Annotated in this window: 19 protein-coding genes and 1 pseudogene; 17 read left to right on the top strand and 3 right to left on the bottom strand. The window is 60.2% G+C overall.

Annotated features, from left to right (window positions below; all coding sequences use genetic code 11):
* Window positions 1-274: 274 nt before the first annotated feature.
* From repA to FXB38_RS41305, 4 genes are all read left to right on the top strand, one after another.
* Complete coding sequence (gene repA, locus FXB38_RS41320; RefSeq protein WP_148756607.1) at window positions 275-1,480, top strand: plasmid partitioning protein RepA; 1,206 nt, start codon at window positions 275-277, stop codon at window positions 1,478-1,480.
* A 2-nt stretch (window positions 1,481-1,482) separates the two neighbouring features.
* Entirely contained in the window at window positions 1,483-2,490 is a 1,008-nt protein-coding gene (gene repB / locus FXB38_RS41315; protein ID WP_148756606.1) for a plasmid partitioning protein RepB, read from the top strand.
* Window positions 2,491-2,707: 217 nt separating this feature from the next.
* A complete protein-coding gene (gene repC / locus FXB38_RS41310) occupies window positions 2,708-3,940 on the top strand; it encodes a plasmid replication protein RepC (RefSeq protein WP_148756605.1) in 1,233 nt (410 codons plus the stop codon).
* A gap of 109 nt (window positions 3,941-4,049) precedes the next feature.
* The gene (locus tag FXB38_RS41305) at window positions 4,050-4,469 is read left to right on the top strand and encodes a hypothetical protein (RefSeq protein WP_148756604.1); all 420 of its coding nucleotides are present in this window, start codon (window positions 4,050-4,052) and stop codon (window positions 4,467-4,469) included.
* A 140-nt stretch (window positions 4,470-4,609) separates the two neighbouring features.
* On the opposite strand, the gene FXB38_RS44415 is transcribed toward FXB38_RS41305, so the two are convergent.
* A complete protein-coding gene (locus FXB38_RS44415) occupies window positions 4,610-4,810 on the bottom strand; it encodes a hypothetical protein (RefSeq protein WP_148756603.1) in 201 nt (66 codons plus the stop codon).
* A 147-nt stretch (window positions 4,811-4,957) separates the two neighbouring features.
* Here FXB38_RS44415 and FXB38_RS41295 point away from each other — a divergent pair, with 147 nt between their 5' ends.
* The 5 genes from FXB38_RS41295 (at window position 4,958) to FXB38_RS41280 (ending at window position 8,874) form a co-directional block, all read left to right on the top strand.
* Window positions 4,958-5,140, top strand: a complete 183-nt coding sequence (locus tag FXB38_RS41295) for a zinc ribbon domain-containing protein (RefSeq protein ID WP_148756602.1) — start codon at window positions 4,958-4,960, stop codon at window positions 5,138-5,140.
* Window positions 5,141-5,842: 702 nt separating this feature from the next.
* Window positions 5,843-6,154: a DUF736 domain-containing protein gene (locus tag FXB38_RS41290; RefSeq protein ID WP_148756601.1), complete on the top strand. Its 312-nt coding sequence runs from the start codon at window positions 5,843-5,845 to the stop codon at window positions 6,152-6,154.
* 62 nt (window positions 6,155-6,216) lie between these two features.
* Window positions 6,217-6,360 carry a hypothetical protein gene (locus tag FXB38_RS43385; protein WP_187435515.1) on the top strand — a complete coding sequence of 48 codons (144 nt, stop codon included), beginning with the start codon at window positions 6,217-6,219 and terminating at the stop codon, window positions 6,358-6,360.
* A 323-nt stretch (window positions 6,361-6,683) separates the two neighbouring features.
* Complete coding sequence (locus FXB38_RS41285; RefSeq protein ID WP_148756600.1) at window positions 6,684-8,285, top strand: tetratricopeptide repeat protein; 1,602 nt, start codon at window positions 6,684-6,686, stop codon at window positions 8,283-8,285.
* 22 nt (window positions 8,286-8,307) lie between these two features.
* Window positions 8,308-8,874, top strand: a complete 567-nt coding sequence (locus tag FXB38_RS41280; protein ID WP_148756599.1) for a hypothetical protein — start codon at window positions 8,308-8,310, stop codon at window positions 8,872-8,874.
* 180 nt (window positions 8,875-9,054) lie between these two features.
* Here FXB38_RS41280 and FXB38_RS41275 read toward each other — a convergent pair whose 3' ends face one another.
* On the bottom strand, window positions 9,055-9,321 hold the full coding sequence (locus FXB38_RS41275) for a WGR domain-containing protein (RefSeq protein ID WP_210251006.1): 267 nt from the start codon (window positions 9,319-9,321) through the stop codon (window positions 9,055-9,057).
* A 603-nt stretch (window positions 9,322-9,924) separates the two neighbouring features.
* Here FXB38_RS41275 and FXB38_RS41270 point away from each other — a divergent pair.
* The 4 genes from FXB38_RS41270 (at window position 9,925) to FXB38_RS41255 (ending at window position 13,672) form a co-directional block, all read left to right on the top strand.
* The gene (locus FXB38_RS41270) at window positions 9,925-10,686 is read left to right on the top strand and encodes a ParA family protein (protein ID WP_085398283.1); all 762 of its coding nucleotides are present in this window, start codon (window positions 9,925-9,927) and stop codon (window positions 10,684-10,686) included.
* Complete coding sequence (locus tag FXB38_RS41265) at window positions 10,676-11,656, top strand: ParB/RepB/Spo0J family partition protein (protein WP_148756597.1); 981 nt, start codon at window positions 10,676-10,678, stop codon at window positions 11,654-11,656. Before FXB38_RS41270 ends, FXB38_RS41265 begins: the two co-directional genes overlap by 11 nt.
* Window positions 11,657-12,080: 424 nt before the next feature.
* Window positions 12,081-12,599, top strand: coding sequence for a plasmid mobilization protein (locus tag FXB38_RS41260; RefSeq protein WP_148756596.1), 519 nt, complete (start codon window positions 12,081-12,083; stop codon window positions 12,597-12,599).
* Complete coding sequence (locus tag FXB38_RS41255; RefSeq protein WP_246230616.1) at window positions 12,596-13,672, top strand: relaxase/mobilization nuclease domain-containing protein; 1,077 nt, start codon at window positions 12,596-12,598, stop codon at window positions 13,670-13,672. The genes FXB38_RS41260 and FXB38_RS41255 overlap by 4 nt, the downstream gene beginning before the upstream one ends.
* A gap of 64 nt (window positions 13,673-13,736) precedes the next feature.
* On the opposite strand, the gene FXB38_RS41250 is transcribed toward FXB38_RS41255, so the two are convergent.
* Window positions 13,737-14,075 (bottom strand): hypothetical protein, encoded by a 339-nt coding sequence (locus FXB38_RS41250; protein WP_148756595.1) that lies wholly within the window; start codon window positions 14,073-14,075, stop codon window positions 13,737-13,739.
* Window positions 14,076-14,336: 261 nt separating this feature from the next.
* Here FXB38_RS41250 and FXB38_RS41245 point away from each other — a divergent pair, with 261 nt between their 5' ends.
* The 4 genes and pseudogenes from FXB38_RS41245 to FXB38_RS41225 all read left to right on the top strand — a co-directional run.
* Window positions 14,337-14,585 (top strand): helix-turn-helix domain-containing protein, encoded by a 249-nt coding sequence (locus FXB38_RS41245; protein WP_148756594.1) that lies wholly within the window; start codon window positions 14,337-14,339, stop codon window positions 14,583-14,585.
* 1,223 nt (window positions 14,586-15,808) lie between these two features.
* On the top strand, window positions 15,809-16,066 hold the full coding sequence (locus FXB38_RS41235; RefSeq protein ID WP_148756593.1) for a type II toxin-antitoxin system prevent-host-death family antitoxin: 258 nt from the start codon (window positions 15,809-15,811) through the stop codon (window positions 16,064-16,066).
* Window positions 16,066-16,491, top strand: coding sequence for a type II toxin-antitoxin system VapC family toxin (locus FXB38_RS41230; RefSeq protein ID WP_148756592.1), 426 nt, complete (start codon window positions 16,066-16,068; stop codon window positions 16,489-16,491). The genes FXB38_RS41235 and FXB38_RS41230 overlap by 1 nt, the downstream gene beginning before the upstream one ends.
* 352 nt (window positions 16,492-16,843) lie before the next feature.
* A pseudogene (locus FXB38_RS41225) lies at window positions 16,844-17,044 on the top strand (peptidoglycan-binding domain-containing protein); the annotation flags it as partial.
* Between the last annotated feature and the right edge of the window lie 105 nt (window positions 17,045-17,149).

The raw sequence follows: 17,149 nt of genomic DNA, 5'->3' as shown, positions 1-17,149 counted from the left end.
CTCTCCGGTCTAGCTCGGGCGAACCGCGTGTTGCTGGGCACCCATACCCGGAAGGCCGAAGCGAGTCGGGCGACATGTTAGGTTGTCAGCGTACAACTGCTTGCTCTTACGGCCATTTTAGACGTGACCTCGCGAGTAATTCCTCTCGACGAGACACAGCCGTTAACTTCTCGTTAACTCAATAATCCTTGCCGCTTTGGAAGAATCGGGCATTACTGATCATCAGCGCATTTTGAGGCCAACTGCTCAAAATTTCGCAGATGCAGAGTTTAAAATGCCGACGTTAACCAAGTCCCTAGACGAGAATGTGCGTGATCTCCGATCGTTGATCAATGCCGACGCGGCGGAGCTTTCGACACGGTTGCGCGCTCAGCAGCTTCGAGACTTCCCGCCAGCGGCGGAGAAGACCATCCGCCGATTCTCATCGGCGGAAGCCGCGCGCTTTATCGGCATTGCTGAGGGCTATCTTCGGCAACTGGTCTCTGAAGGGAAGGGCCCCCCTGCACCGCCGAACAGCCGTCGGAGCTATTCAATTGAAGACATTGACGCGCTGCGAAGCGAACTGGATAGCGCCGGCAAAGGGGTCCGCCGATACGTTCCACACAGGCGTGACGGCGAGGCTCTGCAAGTCATTTCGGTGATGAACTTCAAAGGCGGCAGCGGCAAAACCACGACGGCCGCGCACCTCGCGCAGTATTTAGCGTTCCGCGGCTACCGCGTCCTCGCAATCGATCTCGATCCGCAAGCGAGCCTCTCAACGCTGTTTGGACACCAGCCCGAACTTGATGTCGGCGAGAACGAGACGATCTACGGCGCCATCCGCTATGATGCCGACCGCCGCGAAATGCCGGAGATCGTGCGCGGCACATACATTCCGAACCTACACGTGGTTCCGGGGCAGCTTGAACTCATGGAGTTCGAGCACGAGACGCCCAAAGCGTTGATGACGCGTCAGAGCGACGACTCAATGTTTTTCGCCAGAATTGGCGAAGCGCTGGCCCAGGTCAGCGATGCCTATGACGTCGTGGTGATCGATTGCCCCCCGCAGCTCGGCTTCCTCACTCTCTCCGCCCTCTGCGCAGCGACGTCAGTCCTGATCACCGTGCATCCTCAGATGCTCGACGTGATGTCGATGTCCCAATTCCTCAACATGACCGGAAGCCTTCTCGATGTCGTCGCCAAAGCTGGCGGCGCCACTCAATACGATTGGATGCGCTATCTCGTCACTCGCTACGAGCCCAGCGATGGGCCGCAAACGACGATGGTTGGTCTCATGCGCTCGATCTTCGGCTCGCGCGTGCTGACTCATCCCATGGTCAAGAGCACCGCGATCGCTGATGCGGGGCTCACCAAGCAGACTCTGTACGAGGTCGAGCGACAGCAATTCACCCGCGGCACCTATGATCGGGCCACCGAAGCGCTTGACCTGGTGAACGGAGAGATCGAAGGCCTGATCAAACAGGTGTGGGCCAGGAGCTGACGATGGCGCGCAAGATCAATTTTGATGCTCCCGTGACGGAACCGGCAGAAGCGCATGAGATCGCCCCGCAACGCGCGCGCCCTCTTCTCGGGCTTGAACGCGCTATCAAGCAATCTGGCGCGCTCGGTGCGATATCGCACTCACTTGGCGGGATCTCGGAGAAGGTAAAGCGCGCGGAGGAAATCGAGCAGAAGCTCATCGAAGGGCAGGTCATCGTCGACCTCGATCCGGCGCTCGTCGACAATTCCTTTGTGCCCGACCGCATGGAGGCGACGGAGGAGCAAAACGCTGCATTCCGCGAGCTCATCCGACAGCACGGCCAGAACGTACCAATCCTTGTACGTCCAAAGCCCGGCGGCACCGAGCGCTATGAGGTAGCATTCGGGCACCGCCGCCTGAGGGCAGCGCGTGAGCTCGGAATAAAGGTGAGGGCGGTGGTTCGCTCCCTCACCGACGAGCAACTGGTCATCGCCCAGGGCCAGGAAAATAGCGGTCGCACCGATCTCACCTTTATCGAGCGCGCGCGCTTCGCGGCCCGCCTTGAGGATCGAAAATTTTCGCGCGAGATTATTATGGCATCGCTGAACGTCGACAAAGCCGCCCTCTCGCGGCTCATCGCGATCGCTACGCGGGTGCCTGTCGCGGTTATCGACGCCATCGGGCCGGCGCCAAGCTTCGGCCGTGTGCGTTGGCAGGAACTCACCGATCTGCTGGATCAAGAGGCCAATCGTGCTCGCGCCCTCGAAATCGTCAAGGCCCCAACTTTCAACGCGTTGGACACCGACAAGCGCTTCGAGGCCCTTGCCGTGGGCCTGCGTAAAAAGACGTTGCGCGCGCGGGCCGAGAATTGGGCCGCCAAGGACGGAACGCATGCTGCCAAAGTCTCTCGCGTCGGCAAGAGGCTCACTCTGACATTCGACGATCGCGTCGCACCAAAGTTCGGCGACTTCGTCAGAGAGAAGCTGCAGACCCTTTACGACGAATTCAAAGCTGGCGATCCGCCGGCATAAACACAGCTTGCCCGGTCGGAATGAGCCGACTGGATCAAGACCAACGCAACCGAGTCGGAGAACCAAAGGCAAAAGAAAAAGGCCCCCGTCACGTCGCCGTTCCGGAAGCCCCTTCTTTGTATTCGCACCCAAAGAATCACACTTCCGCGAATCGGTGTCAAGCGTTTTGGCGTCGTTTCGGCGAGCAGATTTTCTTTGCCCAAACTAAGGCAAAGACATGCAGTCACATCCTCCAACGACGCCTTTTGGGCGGCGATCGCTGACGCTTGCCCATGTGGCAAGTCAAATGGTCGCAACGGCACGACCGCCCGAAAAGATCGTGCACAAATGGAAGATATTCCACGCCATCTGCACGGCACGGCCGCGCCTTGGGGTGTCGGAGCGCGCGCTATCGGTATTGAACGCGCTCCTAACCTTCCATCCCGAGACCGCACTGACAGGGGAGGATGATCTGATTGTTTTTCCGTCGAACCATCAACTCACCCGGCGAGCGCACGGCATGCCGGCATCGACGCTGCGGCGCCATCTCGCTGTGCTGGTCGATGCGGGGCTGATCGTTCGGCGCGACAGTCCAAATGGCAAGCGCTATGCGCGGAAGGACAATGCCGGTGAAATCGAGCTCGCGTTCGGCTTCGATCTGTCACCGCTCGTCGTGCGCTCGGAAGAGTTCGAGAGCCTGGCGGCCGATATCGAAGCCGAAGCCCGCGCACTCAAGCTCGTGCGCGAGCGGATCACGCTGTGCCGGCGCGACATCGCGAAGATGATTGCAACTGGCATCGAGGAAGCCGTCCCGACGCGAAGGGGAGGGCTGGGGCCTGCCGATTGGCAGGTCGTGCACGTTGCCTTCCGCACGATCGTCGATCAGATTCCACGTACGGCGACGCGGCAGGAGCTCGAGCCGATCGCCGACGAGTTGTCTCAGCTCGCCGACGACGTGCTCAATCTTCTGGAAGCACACATCAAATCCAAGAATCCGAGCGCCAATGAGTCCCATTCTGAGCGCCACATACAGAATTCAAATCCAGAAGCCCCTATTGATCTTGAACCTGTCTTTCGAGAAGGCAGGGCGGCGGGAGCTGAGCCGCAGCCTCAACTAACGCGAGTCGCCGAGAGTTCTTATCCATTGGGAATGGTCCTGAGTGCATGCTCCGACATCGTCGATTATGCCAAGGGTGGGATTTCGAACTGGCGCGATTTCCTCGCCACCGCGGCCGTTGTACGATCGATGCTGGGGATCAGCCCGAGCGCCTGGGATGAGGCTCAAAAGGTTATGGGCGAGGTACCCGCAGCCATCGTCGTCGCGTGTATCCTGCAGCGCGGGACGGCGATCAATTCCGCCGGCGGTTATCTGCGCGGCCTGACGCGAAAAGCCGAGGTCGGCGAATTTTCGCTTGGCCCGATCCTGATGGCGCAGATCAATTCTCGCCGGCGAGACAAGCAGCGGGCGTGAGGCGATGAGGCGCCGTTCCCAGAGCTTGCCTTTTTCGTGTGATCGAAGATGTGCGTGCTGGCCCGGCTGCTGTGCTGTGTCGACGCAAAGCCGTTTCGGAGAGATCGTCATGGCAAAACACGCTCCAATCGTCCTCACGCCATTTTTCCAGCCTCGCGATGAAGGCGCCGCGGAGCAACGGATGTACGTGGCGGGGTTCGCGGACGAGGCGGGCGAGGCCTGGGGAACGCTGATTCCGTTGGATGCCGAGATGGTCGAGCAAGCCGTTCTGGGACAACAGACATTCACCGCCTGGTGCAACTCCGACGGTCGCATCCAACCGCAGCCGAGCAGCGACAGTCTTTTTGAAGAGCTTCTGGAGAAAGGCCAATTGAAGGAGACGCCCCTTGATGAGCTCGTTGCCGAAGCCATCGAGCAGGGCAAGAATGAAACCAATGATGACATCCTCAATCTGTTCGAGACCCTGCATGAGAGGCTGGTGCGGGCGGAGGACATGGTCGCTGACGAGATCGCGCGGCGCAGGCGATGACTCCTCGCGCCGCAGTCAGCGCAGTTCAGTGCTGTAGGCCAGCTTTTACTAACGCGAGCACCGCGACCGCGCGCGGCCGATACCCGGACCGGTCGATGAAAACATAGAAAACCGACGACCGGGCCGCGCTCCGACTACTCTTAAGCTTCGCCGGAGCCGGAAAACAGCACCGCCGGTGGCGTCGCGCGCGGCGGCGGGAGAGTCCGACCACCCGGGGCTCCCGGTTTGCTCTCAAGATCGTATCGCTGGGCTAGGTCGAGTAGCCGCCGCTTGGTGAACGGGTCCCCGTACTCCGCCAGATCGCGCGCCCGCTGTGCGAAGCCTCTATAAAATTCTTCCACGACGCCACCCCGCAACATCACTGAAGATCGGATTTCAACGTGAGACGCGCTCCGCGTCAAGCGGCCTTGTGCATGCGGACAATTTTCGGCGATTGACTTGTGCTCGCGGCGCACGGGGAACTAAGCTGGTCCCGGCAGGCAAAAATCATGACTCCGCTCTACCTCAGCCGGAAGCTGTGCCCGAAGTGCGGTAAGCCGATGACGGCCGTGCCCGACGACGTCGCCCCCGGCCGGCCGCGCTACGTCTGCGTGGTCTGCGAGGACGATCCGCTGCGCGATCCCGTCGCCCGGAAGTGGGCGGAAAGCCCGCTGCGACCGCCGGCCAAATAACGTTCGAGTTGAAATCGAGCCCGGCAGCCGGATTGCTGCAGAGGCCGATTGTGCTCACAACCCTCTCCGACGATGTGGCGTGGCAACCCGAACGCCCAGCTTCGTTCCATCGCGCGTGCCGGCGGAATCGTCGCGGACTCGGAGGCCGGCATGCCCAGCGACGCTAGCATCTGTTTACGTCTCGGGGGCGGTCGGTCGCATGGATGCGGAGGGCAGGGTTGATCCACCTGGCGAGTACGTTGCCAGCCTCGTTATCGATCTTGCGATGGCGAGTTCGAAAGGTGCGCCGACGTTGCTGACAGGACGATCTCCATTGCGGGTGATGACGCGCCGTCCAGGTGGCATACTTAAGGTGAGCCGCATTTTGCTGCCACGCCCGTTGCCGAATGGCTGAACGGATTAGGGCTGCCTGTCTTCATTCCATGTGGTTTCGCGACGGGCGCACCCATCAGCGTCCTCGATAACGGCTGGTCTGACCGAAGGCCGATCCCGCTTCGCGGGCTCTCGATCTTGTCCCTGCAACGTCCGTCCTCGACTTTCTTCCCCTGGCGCTGCGCACCATTCCTCGCGGTCCAAGAAAGCCGCTGCCGGCCGCCCTCCATTTCATTTCGGCCCTTTGGGTGCAGGTCGATCGCCTCCGGTCTCACGACCGCCATCGAGGTCGCGATAGGCGCGGCCCGAGAAAACCAAGGGAATGAGATAATGGCTACCATCGGCACCTTCACCTCCACGGGCAATGGCTTCTCCGGCACCATCAAGACACTCAACCTCAACGTCAAGGCCAAGCTGATCCGCGTCGACACCCCTTCCGACAAGGGACCGCACTTCCGCGTCTACTCTGGCAACGTCGAGTTGGGTGCCGCCTGGCAGAAGACTGCCAAGGACACCGAGCGCGACTACCTCTCCGTCAAGCTGGACGATCCGAGCTTCCCGGCTCCGATCTACGCCACCCTGATCGAAGTCGAAGGTGCGGAAGGCCTCCAACTGATCTGGTCCCGGCCGAACCGGGACTGAAGCTCCAGCCAGTGGCTCCGCCGCGAGGCGGGGCCCGCTTCCCTTTTACCGGAGATGCGATCATGACCGTCGACACCATTGAAGCATTGCGCGCCGAGCTGCGCGAATGTGTGTTCACGCCGGCGGAGCGCAAGGCGCTCGAAGTCGAACTGGCCGAACTCATCCGCCAACGCAACGAAGCGCTCGCAGCCGAGGAGGGGACATAAGCCCCCTCGTCTTGCATCTTACGGCACCGTCGTTACGCGATAAGGATCGATACTTCATGAGCTCCCCGGCGGCAGATCGGCCCCTGTAATGGCGGACTACACTTCGCTATCCGCCTTACGATTTCGCGCACGGGCGGATGGAGCCTGACAGGCGTGCTTCTCTAACGCAAAATCCACCCGCTCGTATTGACTCGCATTGCGAATGGGCGAATCCTTCCAACAACGCAATTGCCACCGCCAATTTCAGCACTACGAATTTCGGCGCCCCCGCCTTCATCGGCGCCATCTGAGTAGATTCTTTCTGAACAGAAACGGAGGGGCCGATGCGCGCGCTCGCCTTGAGAACCGTCTCTCTTCTCGCCCTCGCTATCCTGGGCTCGATCTCCACCACGCCTGCCGCACGCGCGGAGGATGGGACCGACGAGCAGTTTGGCAAGGTTCACTTCCAGACCTCCTGCAACGAGGTGGCGCAGCGCCGCTTTGATCGCGGGATGCGCTATCAGCACTCGTTCTGGTACCGGCCCGCGAAAGAGATTTTCGAGGAGACGTTGCAGGCCGATCCGGAATGCGCGATCGCCTATTGGGGCATTGCCCTGAGTCTGCTCTACAATCCGCATTTTCCAGCGCCGAAGGAAAATCTCGCCGAGGGCCTCGGCGCTCTGCAGAAAGCCAAGGCGCTCGGCGCCAAGAGCGAACGCGAACGTGACTATATCGACGCGCTGCTTGCCTTCTATTCGGGCGACGAAAAGGCGACGTTTGGCCAACGCGCGCAGGCCTATCTTAAGGCAACCGAAGCGGTCGCCGCGCGCTATCCCGATGATGACGAGGCGCAGATCGCCTACGCCATCACGCTGAATGTCACGGCGTCGCCAAACGACAAGACCTATGCCAACCAGCTCAAGGGCGCTGCCATCTTGGAGCCGATCTTCAAGCGGCAGCCGCGGCACCCCGGCGTCGCCCATTACCTGATCCACCTCTACGACTATCCGGCGATTGCAGAACGAGGTCTCGACGCTGCCAAGCGCTATTCCGAGATCGCGCCGGCGGCGCCGCACGCTTTACATATGCCGTCGCACATCTTCACGCGCGTCGGCTACTGGAACGAATCCATCGACGCCAATAGCCGCTCCGCCAAGGCTGCCAAGGAGGGCAAGGACTCCAGCGAGCAGCTGCATGCCGAGGACTATATGGTCTACGCCCTGCTCCAGCTTGCGCAGGACAGCCGAGCCCGCGACGTCATCGCGGACATGGTTGCGACCACGGGGTATGCGCCGGCCGTCCGCGCCGGTCCCTACGCGATAGCGGCTAGCCAGGCGCGCTATATGGTTGAGCGCGGCGATTGGCAGGGCGCTGCCGCGCTGAAGGTCGAGCCGAGCCGATTTGCCTATGTCGATGCGATCACCTATTTCGCCCGCGCCCTTGGCGCCGCGCGCTCCGGCAATGCAGACGCAGCAACTCCGGACATCGCCAAGCTGGCGGAGTTGCGGGACAAGCTGCAGCAGGACAAGGACACCTATTGGACCGAAATCGTGGACATTCAGCGGCAGGTCGCGACAGCGTGGCAGCTCAACGCCCTGGGGAAACACTCGGATGCGCTGGAAGCGATGCGCCTTGCCGCAGATGCCGAAGACAAGACCGAAAAATCCATCGTGACGCCGGGCCCGCTTGCCCCCGCACGCGAGCTTTATGGGACCATGCTGCTCAAACGCGGCATGGCGACGGAGGCATTGGCCGCATTTGAAAGCACCATGCGCAAGGAGCCGAACCGCTTTGGCGCTTCGATCGGCGCCGCTTACGCCGCCGAGAAGGCGGGTGACGCCGTGAAGGCACGCCAATACTATGCGAAAGTCGTCGACATGGCGCGCAATGGCGACTCCTCGCGGGAGGACCTCGCGGCCGCACGAAGGTTCATGGCTCAGAATTAGCAAAAGTGCCGCGGTAGCTTCCATGCGCCTGACAAGCAAATTCGTTGCGATCAGCACAGCCACCACACTGCTCTGCGCAGCCGCTGCGGTCTGGATCTTGCGATCTGGTGAACCGGCAAGCGCAACAGCGGCATCCGGCGAGGTCCGCCCGGTATGGACGGAAACCGACTGGCCTTTCGGCCCAGATCCCTGGGGGAAAGGAAAGGCGTTCCGCTGCAAGGCCGACGATTGCGGCGGCGAGGTCCAGCTCTACGTTCGCGCCAAGCTCGGCTTTTGCAATTGCGCCACCGGCGTCGCCGACGATAGCGAACTCGAGCAGATGGGCGACCTGGCGCTGATTGGCAAGGCAACACCGATCGGTGCCGGCCGACAGATCATCGTCGGTCCGATGCGCGGCCGCAGCCGGGCCTATCGCATCGAGGGAAATCGCAACGCCGCGCTCTCACTCGCCTTCAATCAGCGCTGCGACATGGTGGCCGCGACGGCTTTGGTTGGACCGGGTGCACCCGCGTCACTGGAGCCGGCGGTGCTGGCGTTCCTCAATAGCGACCACATGTTGAAATGGGCCGAGATCGCGCTTGGGTTATGACTCAAAGCAATTGGGCTTCCGTCGTTCGCAGAACCATAGGGCCTCCTACTGATCGTCAAGGATAACGTCCCTTAGTAGGGTGTGAGCTCCGTCCTGTTTCGATTTTGCTTGGTCTGGCATCAAGGCCGCGAAACAGATAGAGCCGCCATCACAGGCAGAGCCGTAATCCTCGAAAGAATGTCAGACTAAGGCCGTTTTTTCGTCCATGACAGCGTAACCGCGCCTCCGCTTGGCACGCTCCAAGCCTACGAATGCTTCGATCGCCTCCGCACGATCATCGAAGGTCTGCACCATGGTCTTGCCACTCGTGCCGATTCGGCCCCAATTGCGGATCAGCGACATTTCTCCGAACAAGGTGGGCTGCGTGGACAGCGCATAAAACCGCCGCATATTGTACGCGGCATCGATGCGGCGCAGATGAAGCGGTTCTGGTTCGGGTTTTGGCACGGACAGATTCTCGCTTCCGAGGAAAGCGGCGTCCAATGAGTTTTATGAATCAACCGGGCGGATCGATTCATTTTATCGATAGGTCCATTGTGCCGAAAATACCGCGCACCGTCCTATTGCCGGATTGAATCTCTCTTCGATGGAGACTTCGCCATCGGGGCGCACGGGCCGCAATGCCTAACTTGCAATTGCACCAGCCCTGAACGCAACAGCTGCAAGAGATTAGCTCCTGATTTAAAAATTCCTGCGGCTATTCCAGCCTGCCTGCTTGGGCGTGCCCCTTCGGGGACGGCTCTACTCGCGTCGCCGCGGCGACGCTCCCGGATCCTGCAAGCGGTCTCCGCGCCTTCGCGTGACGATCCTCTCGCGAGCTGTCGCGGAGCGACCAGCAACGAGCAAAATCCCGGTCTCGCGTCCCAGAATTTCCTCCCCTCGATGGGCTATGGACTGACCTGACTCTTCTGGCAGGGGATTCGCCGGACGAATTCCGGGATCGTTCCGGTGACCGGATTCGCAATCGTCTGTTGGTTCAAACCAACATCCCCCAGGACATGATGGACAAGGACATGACTCCTGCGCCGTCAGACCCATTCGGACCTTAAGATGAAGACTATTGTCATCAACAATCAAAAGGGCGGGGTCGGCAAGACGACGCTTGCGGTGCATTTGGCCTGGTTCATGGCGGAAGCGGATCTCCGCGTTCTCGTGATCGACGTTGATGCGCAGAGCAATGCGTCGGATACGTTGAGGCACTACGCCGGTTCAACGTTAGCCGCGGATCTGTTCAAGCCGGGGATGCGGGTCGTACCTCGGGAAGACGAAGGCCTAACGCTCGCGCCGGCCGATAGCTCGCTGACCGATCTCGATCGCAGCAGTGCGGCCGCCATAACGACTCTGCAAGAGAACCTCGCTATCGCGTCGGATCAGTTCGATGCCTGCGTCATCGATACGCCGCCATCACTTGGACTGCGCAGTGTCGGCTGCTTGGTTGCGGCCTCGCATGTGCTCGCCCCCATCTATCTAGAGGACTATTCGATCAAGGGCGTCAAAGGACTGATGCAGACCGTGATCGGTGTGCAGAGGCGCTATGGCCGCCAGGATACGAAGTTCCTCGGGTTGCTGCCTTCGAACTTCAACACGAAATCGCCCCGTCAAAGGACCCATCTTGAGCAACTCCTGCGCGAGGCGGGCAAATATGTGTTCCCGGGCCAGATCGTTGCACGGGACGGCTACGCTGAGGCCGTTGCGGAGCGCCTGCCGGTCTGGAAGCTGAAGCGCCGCTCAGCGCAGGAGGCTGGTCGGGAAATCCGCGATGTTCTCGCCAAGATCGTCGCACAGATGGACGAGCCGGCACATGGCGCTTGATCTCAGCTTTAAGCAGCTCATCGACGCGGCGGAAGATGGTGCCGCCACAATCGGACAGCCGACTTGCATCGCCATCGACCGTATCGACGAAGATCCGGACCAGCCGCGTCGCAGTTTCGACGAACAGAAGCTCGAGGAGCTCGCGGAATCAGTCCGTCAGCATGGCGTGCTGCAACCGATCGTGCTGCGGCAAGCGACCGAGGACGGCCGGTACGTGATCGTCATGGGTGCGAGGCGGTATCGTGCTGCCAAGCGCGCCGGGCTCCATGACATCCCGGCCTTCATTCATGCCGTTGAGTTTGCGGATCGCTATGTTCAGATGATCGAGAATATCCAGCGCGATGACCTCAATGCGCCCGAGATTGCGGCGTTCATCGCGGGCCGTTTGGAGCAAGGTGACAATCAAGCCGACATTTCGCGCAAGCTCGGCAAGCCGAGGGACTGGGTGTCTCGCTACGCGTCGGTCCAGAACATGCCGGAGTTCCTCCAGTCGAAGCTTGCCGGCTCATCAATCCGTGCTGTGTATGAACTCTACCAGGCTTGGCGTGAGCAGCCCAATGCCATCGAGACGTTATGCGCAGCACAGGAGAGCTTCACCGATGCACACGCCCGTCAGCTGGCTCGTAAAATTCGCAGCGAAGTCCGCGGCTGCCCTGCTAATGGCAAAGGTTCCCCTGGAGCCCAAGCAGCTCGAAGCCCGATCGCACCGCAAGTGGAATTGCGACCCAGGAAGAGCGACCGCGTGACGGCGCTTGCGGAAAAGTCCCCTAACTCTTCGGTCAATCGGAACGCGCGAATGAGCCTCTCACTGACGATCAGAGTGCGTCACCAAGATCGCACTGGCTGTCTTCTGGTCGATCGACTCGCCTCTCAAGGCTCTCGTCATGCCGTACTGCTGATCGATGGCGCAGAAGAGGCGGAAGAGGTGCCAGCATCGGCCATCACAATCGAAGAGATCCTGTTCGCATGAAGCTGGTCCTAGACAGCCCCCTCAGAAACGCTGCTGCAGATGGTGCGCCGGCGGAGTGGATTTCCCATCCGAAGGATGGCGCGTTAGCGCAGCAGCCGGAGGCCGAACGCGCCCCCCACAGCGCTGTAGAGAGGCCGCAGGCTGCTGGAAAGGCGCGGTCCACATATTCGGTGCCAATATTGCCGATCTGCACGCGCGGGGTTGGTGGAGAACAAGGATTAGGGGCGACGGCTGCGTCATTCCAAGAGGAATTCTCCGCATCGGTCGCCGGTTGGGTTGGATCTCACCTGCAGCAACTCTCGAGGTTTGAATGCCGGTCCCGTTGGTTTGAACCAACATGGAGGGGGTGGAGAGATTCGCACTTTCTAGTGCAGGATAGGCTTCGCGCCAGCGATGTATTACATCGCGATTGGGATTGGAACGGATGGCGCTGATCTCGCTTCGGATTCCCGACGAGGTCGCCGCGCGCTTGTCGGCGGTTGCAGCTTCCGAAGGCGGTAAGTCCGCCTTGTTGCGCCGCCTCATCGCTGAGGTTCTGAATGCATCGCCGGCGCGGATTGCGTCGTTGCCGGTGGGCAGGCCGCAGAAGGTGACGGTGCGATTTCGCGAGAGCGAGATGCGGCAGCTCGCGGCAATCTCACATCAACGCGGTATGACGCGAACCGGCTGGATTGTGGCTCTGGTGCGCTCGCGATTGGGATCGCCGGTGCAGCATTCCCCGGACGAGCATGCCGTCCTCCGCGCCATTGTTCGGGAACCCAATAGGATCGGCGGCAATATCAATCAGATTGCGCGCGCGGCGAACACCAGCGTGTTGCAGGGCAGGGCAGTCGAACCTGATCTGTCCGTGATCCACGACGCGAGGGCCGCGATTGAAACGGCGCTCGCGCAATTGCGTGGCGCACTCGATGGCAACGCCGATTATTGGGAGACACGACGATGACTCGGCGTCGCTCGACGATGCAGGGTGACCTGCTCGCCGAACTGCCCGCGATCTCATATGTGTGGGAGACGCCAAATCGGCGTCCACGGCGCGCGGAATGGGACACTCCCGATCCAGCCAATCCCCGGCGTCTCACGCCAGCGATGCGTGCCAAGCTCGAACGCATCGTGAGCCGAGCGCCCGAGGTGATGGTCAAGATCACTGGCCGCACCAAGGGTGTGGCGCATCTCAAATCGCACCTCGCCTACATTACCCGAAACGGCGAACTTGACGCCGAAACAGAGCAGGGCGCGGTGATGACGGGCCGGTCCGGATTGAAGGATCTGCAGCAACGCTGGGAGGATGATGCTGATCTCGACAACAAGCGGCGCCGCGATGGATCGCTTTCAATCAACATCATCCTGTCTATGCCGGCGGGAACTGACGCGGTTGTGGTCAAGGATTCGGCGCGGGCGTTTGCGATCGAAACCTTCGGGTACAATCACGACTACGTCTTCGTCCAGCACCTCGACGACAAACACCCCCACGTCCATCTGACCGTTCGGTCTTTGGGCCAAGACGGCCGGCGTCTCAACCCACGTAAGGCAGACCTTCAGGTCTGGCGCGAACGGTTTGCCGGAGAGCTTCGGCTTCGCGGGATCGCGGCGGAGGCAACACCGCGACGAACCCGAGGACGAATTCGAAAAGCCGATCGCGGGGCGGTGATGGCCTTGCGCGAGCGAAAGATTACCCCCGAGGTCGATCGGCTGGCGCGGGAGGAGGTTCTCCGCGAGGTGAGGGGCGGCAAGACGACAGAACGCGCATGGGAAAATCGAATTAGGTCACGCCAGGACGCAATCCGGCAGCGATATCTCGACTACGCGGCTGAGCTGCAGCGCTCTGGGGCGGCGCGCGATGACGCGCTCGCGGGACAAATCCGTCAATTCGTCAAGGACATGCCCGCGGTCGAAACCCGGCGGCATGTGTTGAAGAGGGAGCTTTCGGAGCTTGCCGATAGCCGGCGTCGCAGCGCGGAGCAGAGCGTCAATGTCGACCGGCGCGATGATACACGACGCGATGAACGCAGCAAGTAGCCAGCCGTGGATCTGGGCCTGAAATCCGTTAGCCACTATTTGGGCTATGCCGGATGGCTCTGGATTATGCCGCAACCTTCGATACGCCTGGAATGTATCCCGGTTGCTGCTCCAGGGCGACCAGAGCCTGGCGGGCCACCTCCAATCTCGTCGTGGCCTTGCTCAAGGCGTCCCACGCTTCGTTCGATCGCGAGACCGCCGCCAAGCCAGTTTGAAACAGATTGTCTTTGACTGATAATGCACAGTCTTCGAGGATTGCGCGTTCAAGATCGGGCAGCATCCCCGTCATCGCTCGCCGCGCTGAAGCTTCCGCTTGTTCCAGGCTCTCAACCGTGGCGAGGGCTTTGCGATAATGCAGGAGTGCCTCGATGGCTTTCTTTTCAAGGTCGGCTTGGTCGCTCAATGACTTTCTCTCCCCGATAGAATGTTCGAGCCATTAGATGCCACTTCGAAACGAACGAAGTTTTAACGGCAGACAGCGGCCATACGTTGAAGACCATCAATTCTTGATGCAAAAACCGCGTGTCATCCCGCCTAGATACCTCTCCTGAGACGATCCTTTTGGGGACGGCGCCAAGGACGACTGCCAAATCATAGAATATCTGATTTTTAGATAATCTGTAAATCCGATTATTTGTCTGCCCCCTTGTCTCTGGGGCAGAAAATGCCACGAACGCTCCGATCTCCTCGGCAAAAAGCCCTGGTCGCTCTGCTTATTGAGCAGTGGAAGAAATCTGGTTTGACGCAGGCCCAGCTCGCAAAACGATTGCGGCGCTATCAATCTTTTGTGGCTACCGTCGAAAGTGGCCAGCGGCGGATTGATGTCATTGAATTTTTGGATCTTGCAGAGGCAATTGGGTTTGATCCGATCGATGCAATCAAGAAGCTTCGCGCGTCGGTTCGTTCTCCGTAATTGCAAAGGTTCACTTCGCTACGAGGCCGCAGAAAGACTGCTGGCTCGCCTAAGCGCATCGGCGGATACAAACTATTTGAAAGGTGAGTGCACCTGCAAACCAAGGATCGCGGCTTGATTCGTTGCAGCGCGCTTCCACTTCTTAAATGGGCTTATGTTGAGTAAGGCGGCCTTGAGCTGCGGCAGGTCGTCTTTTCACCTTAGACCAAAGCCACCGTCAGTTGGGGGCGTTGCCACAGCGACCGATTGGCCGTCCTCGGCTGTAGAGTGACCTTGCACCATAGCTTGCCTAGTCTGCTTTACGAGCACAGTCGCGCGCCACGACCTGACGGCCGTGACTAGAGTTCGAAGCGGCTGGGCAGACCCTTGGCGCGACGGCATCTACGTGCACTATCACTCGAGTATCCATGAGCCGTTCGGCATCGCGCGCGGCAAAGGCCGCGTTCGCTTTCTGCAGCAAGAACGCGTGGATCTTAGCGTTGAAGGCACGGTGACTCGGATCGGGGGTGTGAACAAAAGAGAAAAGCATCAGCGATCTCAGATTCGTCAGGCTCATAACCTGAAGGTCATAGGTTCAAATCCTATCCCCGCAACCACTTTTGTTATAACTTACTCACCGTCCCGGTCTAACCCCGGGACGGATTTACCTTTTTGAAGAATGCAGAGGGCTGAGCGATGGAGCAGGTCCAGCGACGGCTGCCGTGACCAAATCCATTGAGAGCGACGGGCAGACGACTGCTGTCGACAAAACATCCTGAGAAGTCGCTCTGTCGCGCTCTCTCAGCCAAAGGGTCGAAACTGCGACTGAGATCGAAGAGAAAATCGCCGCCTAATATGCTTTTACGACGAATCTGGAACAGGTGTTCGAATCTCTTCGGGCGCGCCATTTCACGCCAGAGCACGCTAGGACCATCCAGAAGCACAAGGCTCTGCGATATTGCTCGCTAGTGCGGCGAATTTGAAGTTCCTATCAGTGTTGCGGCAAGTTCGTTATAGGAACTTCAAATTCAAAGCCGCACTAGAATCAATAAGTTGCTAGAGCTCCTTTGATTTCGAAGTTCGCATCAGAGGTTGCTGCGATATCATGCGAACTTCGGAATCGGAGCTCTAGCGGCAGGGCGAGCAAGCGAATCGGAGTCGGCTTATTTGGCCGCTGAACGACTTGACGAAGGGCGGTCACAATCATATTATAGCTAGATAATCTAGCTAGCGAGAATCGAGGCATGGCCCAGCGCAGTTGGTCGGTGCAGGATGCAAAGAACCGCTTCAGCGAGGTTGTCGAAGCCGCGCAACGCACGCCGCAAACGGTCACCAAGCACGGCAAGCCCACCGTAGTTGTGGTGGACGTGGTGGAGTACGAGCGCCTGCGGCATCTCGAACGTGCGCGGGCTCCATCCTTTGCCGATGCGCTACTCGCCATGCCGCAGGATGACGGTGAATTTCCGCGCCGTAATGTGCGGATGCGCGATATCGAGCTCTGATGTTCCTGATCGATACCGTCACGCTTTCCGAACTGCGCAGGCGGGAGCGCGATCCGATGGTCGTTAAGTGGTTCGAACGGCAGCGAACGACCGACCTTTTCCTCAGCGTCATCAGCATTGGCGAAATAGAGCGCGGCATCGTGCGACAGCGCGCGACTGATCCGGGCTTTGCCGGCGCGCTTGCGGACTGGCTGGACAGGGTACTGACCCTCTACGGCGAGCGCGTCGTGCCATTCGACCTACGAACAGCACGGCGTTGGGGTGCCCTGAGCGCCGCTCTCGGAAATGAAAGTGCCGATCTCATGATCGCGGCCACGGCGCTCGAACATGGGCTCACCGTAGTGACGCGCAATGTGTCGGATTTCGAGCCTACCGGGGTCACCGTCCTTGATCCGTTCAGTCGCCGGCCAGCCCGGAAGTCATAGAGGGGATGGCTGCTACAGCCGTCCAAGAAAACGTCCGACCAAACGAGCTGCCGCCTGAGTTGTGACTTTCGTCGTAGTGTCTACGACGAGTCACGGACAATTCCGCGTGCTTATTCGCAAATCCGGATGGACGCTCGTAGCGCCACGGCGAAGCGGTAGTACCCGTCTTCATCGGCCGTGGCGCTGCAATGATCCAGGACATGGTGCCTCCTCAGGGAGCGGACGGTAACCCTAAAGCGAAAGCCTTCGACGAACGTGGCGTACCGTCGCCTTGCGCGAACGTTCCACCCTCGGTGATCGGGCGCGGTCGACCATCTTGCGGCCATCGGCGCCGATTCCACTTGGCAATCGCAACGAGCGCCGCATCGCCGCGGTCCAGCGCGCGCTCACCAAATATGGCTACGGCCAGTTACAGCCGACCGGCACCGGCGGCACCGACACCCAGGCCGCGATCGTGAAATTCGAGCGTTCGCGCAAGTTGCCGGTGACCGGCCAGGTCTCGGATCGCCTGGTGCGCGAATTGACCGCGGTGATCGGGCATCCGGTCGAGTAGGGTAGCTCGTTGCCGTTGCTGCGGGTCTGTCACAAAACTTCAGGCACGCTGTGAAGGTTCTCGGCGCCAAGCGGGCTGTTGCACACCTGTCTCTTATACACATCT

It is taken from the genome of Bradyrhizobium cytisi (assembly GCF_008123515.1).
Taxonomy (GTDB): domain Bacteria; phylum Pseudomonadota; class Alphaproteobacteria; order Rhizobiales; family Xanthobacteraceae; genus Bradyrhizobium; species Bradyrhizobium cytisi.
Note: the sequence above shows the minus strand (reverse complement) of the source record. Positions and strands in the feature narration are given on the sequence as shown.

Excerpts from the sequence above, each read along its gene's own strand:
- repA (WP_148756607.1), top strand. The coding sequence starts at position 275 with ATGCCGACGTTAACCAAGTCCCTAGACGAGAATGTGCGTGATCTCCGA.
- repB (WP_148756606.1), top strand. The coding sequence starts at position 1,483 with ATGGCGCGCAAGATCAATTTTGATGCTCCCGTGACGGAACCGGCAGAA.
- repC (WP_148756605.1), top strand. The coding sequence starts at position 2,708 with ATGCAGTCACATCCTCCAACGACGCCTTTTGGGCGGCGATCGCTGACG.
- FXB38_RS41305 (WP_148756604.1), top strand. The coding sequence starts at position 4,050 with ATGGCAAAACACGCTCCAATCGTCCTCACGCCATTTTTCCAGCCTCGC.
- FXB38_RS41295 (WP_148756602.1), top strand. The coding sequence starts at position 4,958 with ATGACTCCGCTCTACCTCAGCCGGAAGCTGTGCCCGAAGTGCGGTAAG.
- FXB38_RS41290 (WP_148756601.1), top strand. The coding sequence starts at position 5,843 with ATGGCTACCATCGGCACCTTCACCTCCACGGGCAATGGCTTCTCCGGC.
- FXB38_RS43385 (WP_187435515.1), top strand. The coding sequence starts at position 6,217 with ATGACCGTCGACACCATTGAAGCATTGCGCGCCGAGCTGCGCGAATGT.
- FXB38_RS41285 (WP_148756600.1), top strand. The coding sequence starts at position 6,684 with ATGCGCGCGCTCGCCTTGAGAACCGTCTCTCTTCTCGCCCTCGCTATC.
- FXB38_RS41280 (WP_148756599.1), top strand. The coding sequence starts at position 8,308 with ATGCGCCTGACAAGCAAATTCGTTGCGATCAGCACAGCCACCACACTG.
- FXB38_RS41270 (WP_085398283.1), top strand. The coding sequence starts at position 9,925 with ATGAAGACTATTGTCATCAACAATCAAAAGGGCGGGGTCGGCAAGACG.
- FXB38_RS41265 (WP_148756597.1), top strand. The coding sequence starts at position 10,676 with ATGGCGCTTGATCTCAGCTTTAAGCAGCTCATCGACGCGGCGGAAGAT.
- FXB38_RS41260 (WP_148756596.1), top strand. The coding sequence starts at position 12,081 with ATGGCGCTGATCTCGCTTCGGATTCCCGACGAGGTCGCCGCGCGCTTG.
- FXB38_RS41255 (WP_246230616.1), top strand. The coding sequence starts at position 12,596 with ATGACTCGGCGTCGCTCGACGATGCAGGGTGACCTGCTCGCCGAACTG.
- FXB38_RS41245 (WP_148756594.1), top strand. The coding sequence starts at position 14,337 with ATGCCACGAACGCTCCGATCTCCTCGGCAAAAAGCCCTGGTCGCTCTG.
- FXB38_RS41235 (WP_148756593.1), top strand. The coding sequence starts at position 15,809 with ATGGCCCAGCGCAGTTGGTCGGTGCAGGATGCAAAGAACCGCTTCAGC.
- FXB38_RS41230 (WP_148756592.1), top strand. The coding sequence starts at position 16,066 with ATGTTCCTGATCGATACCGTCACGCTTTCCGAACTGCGCAGGCGGGAG.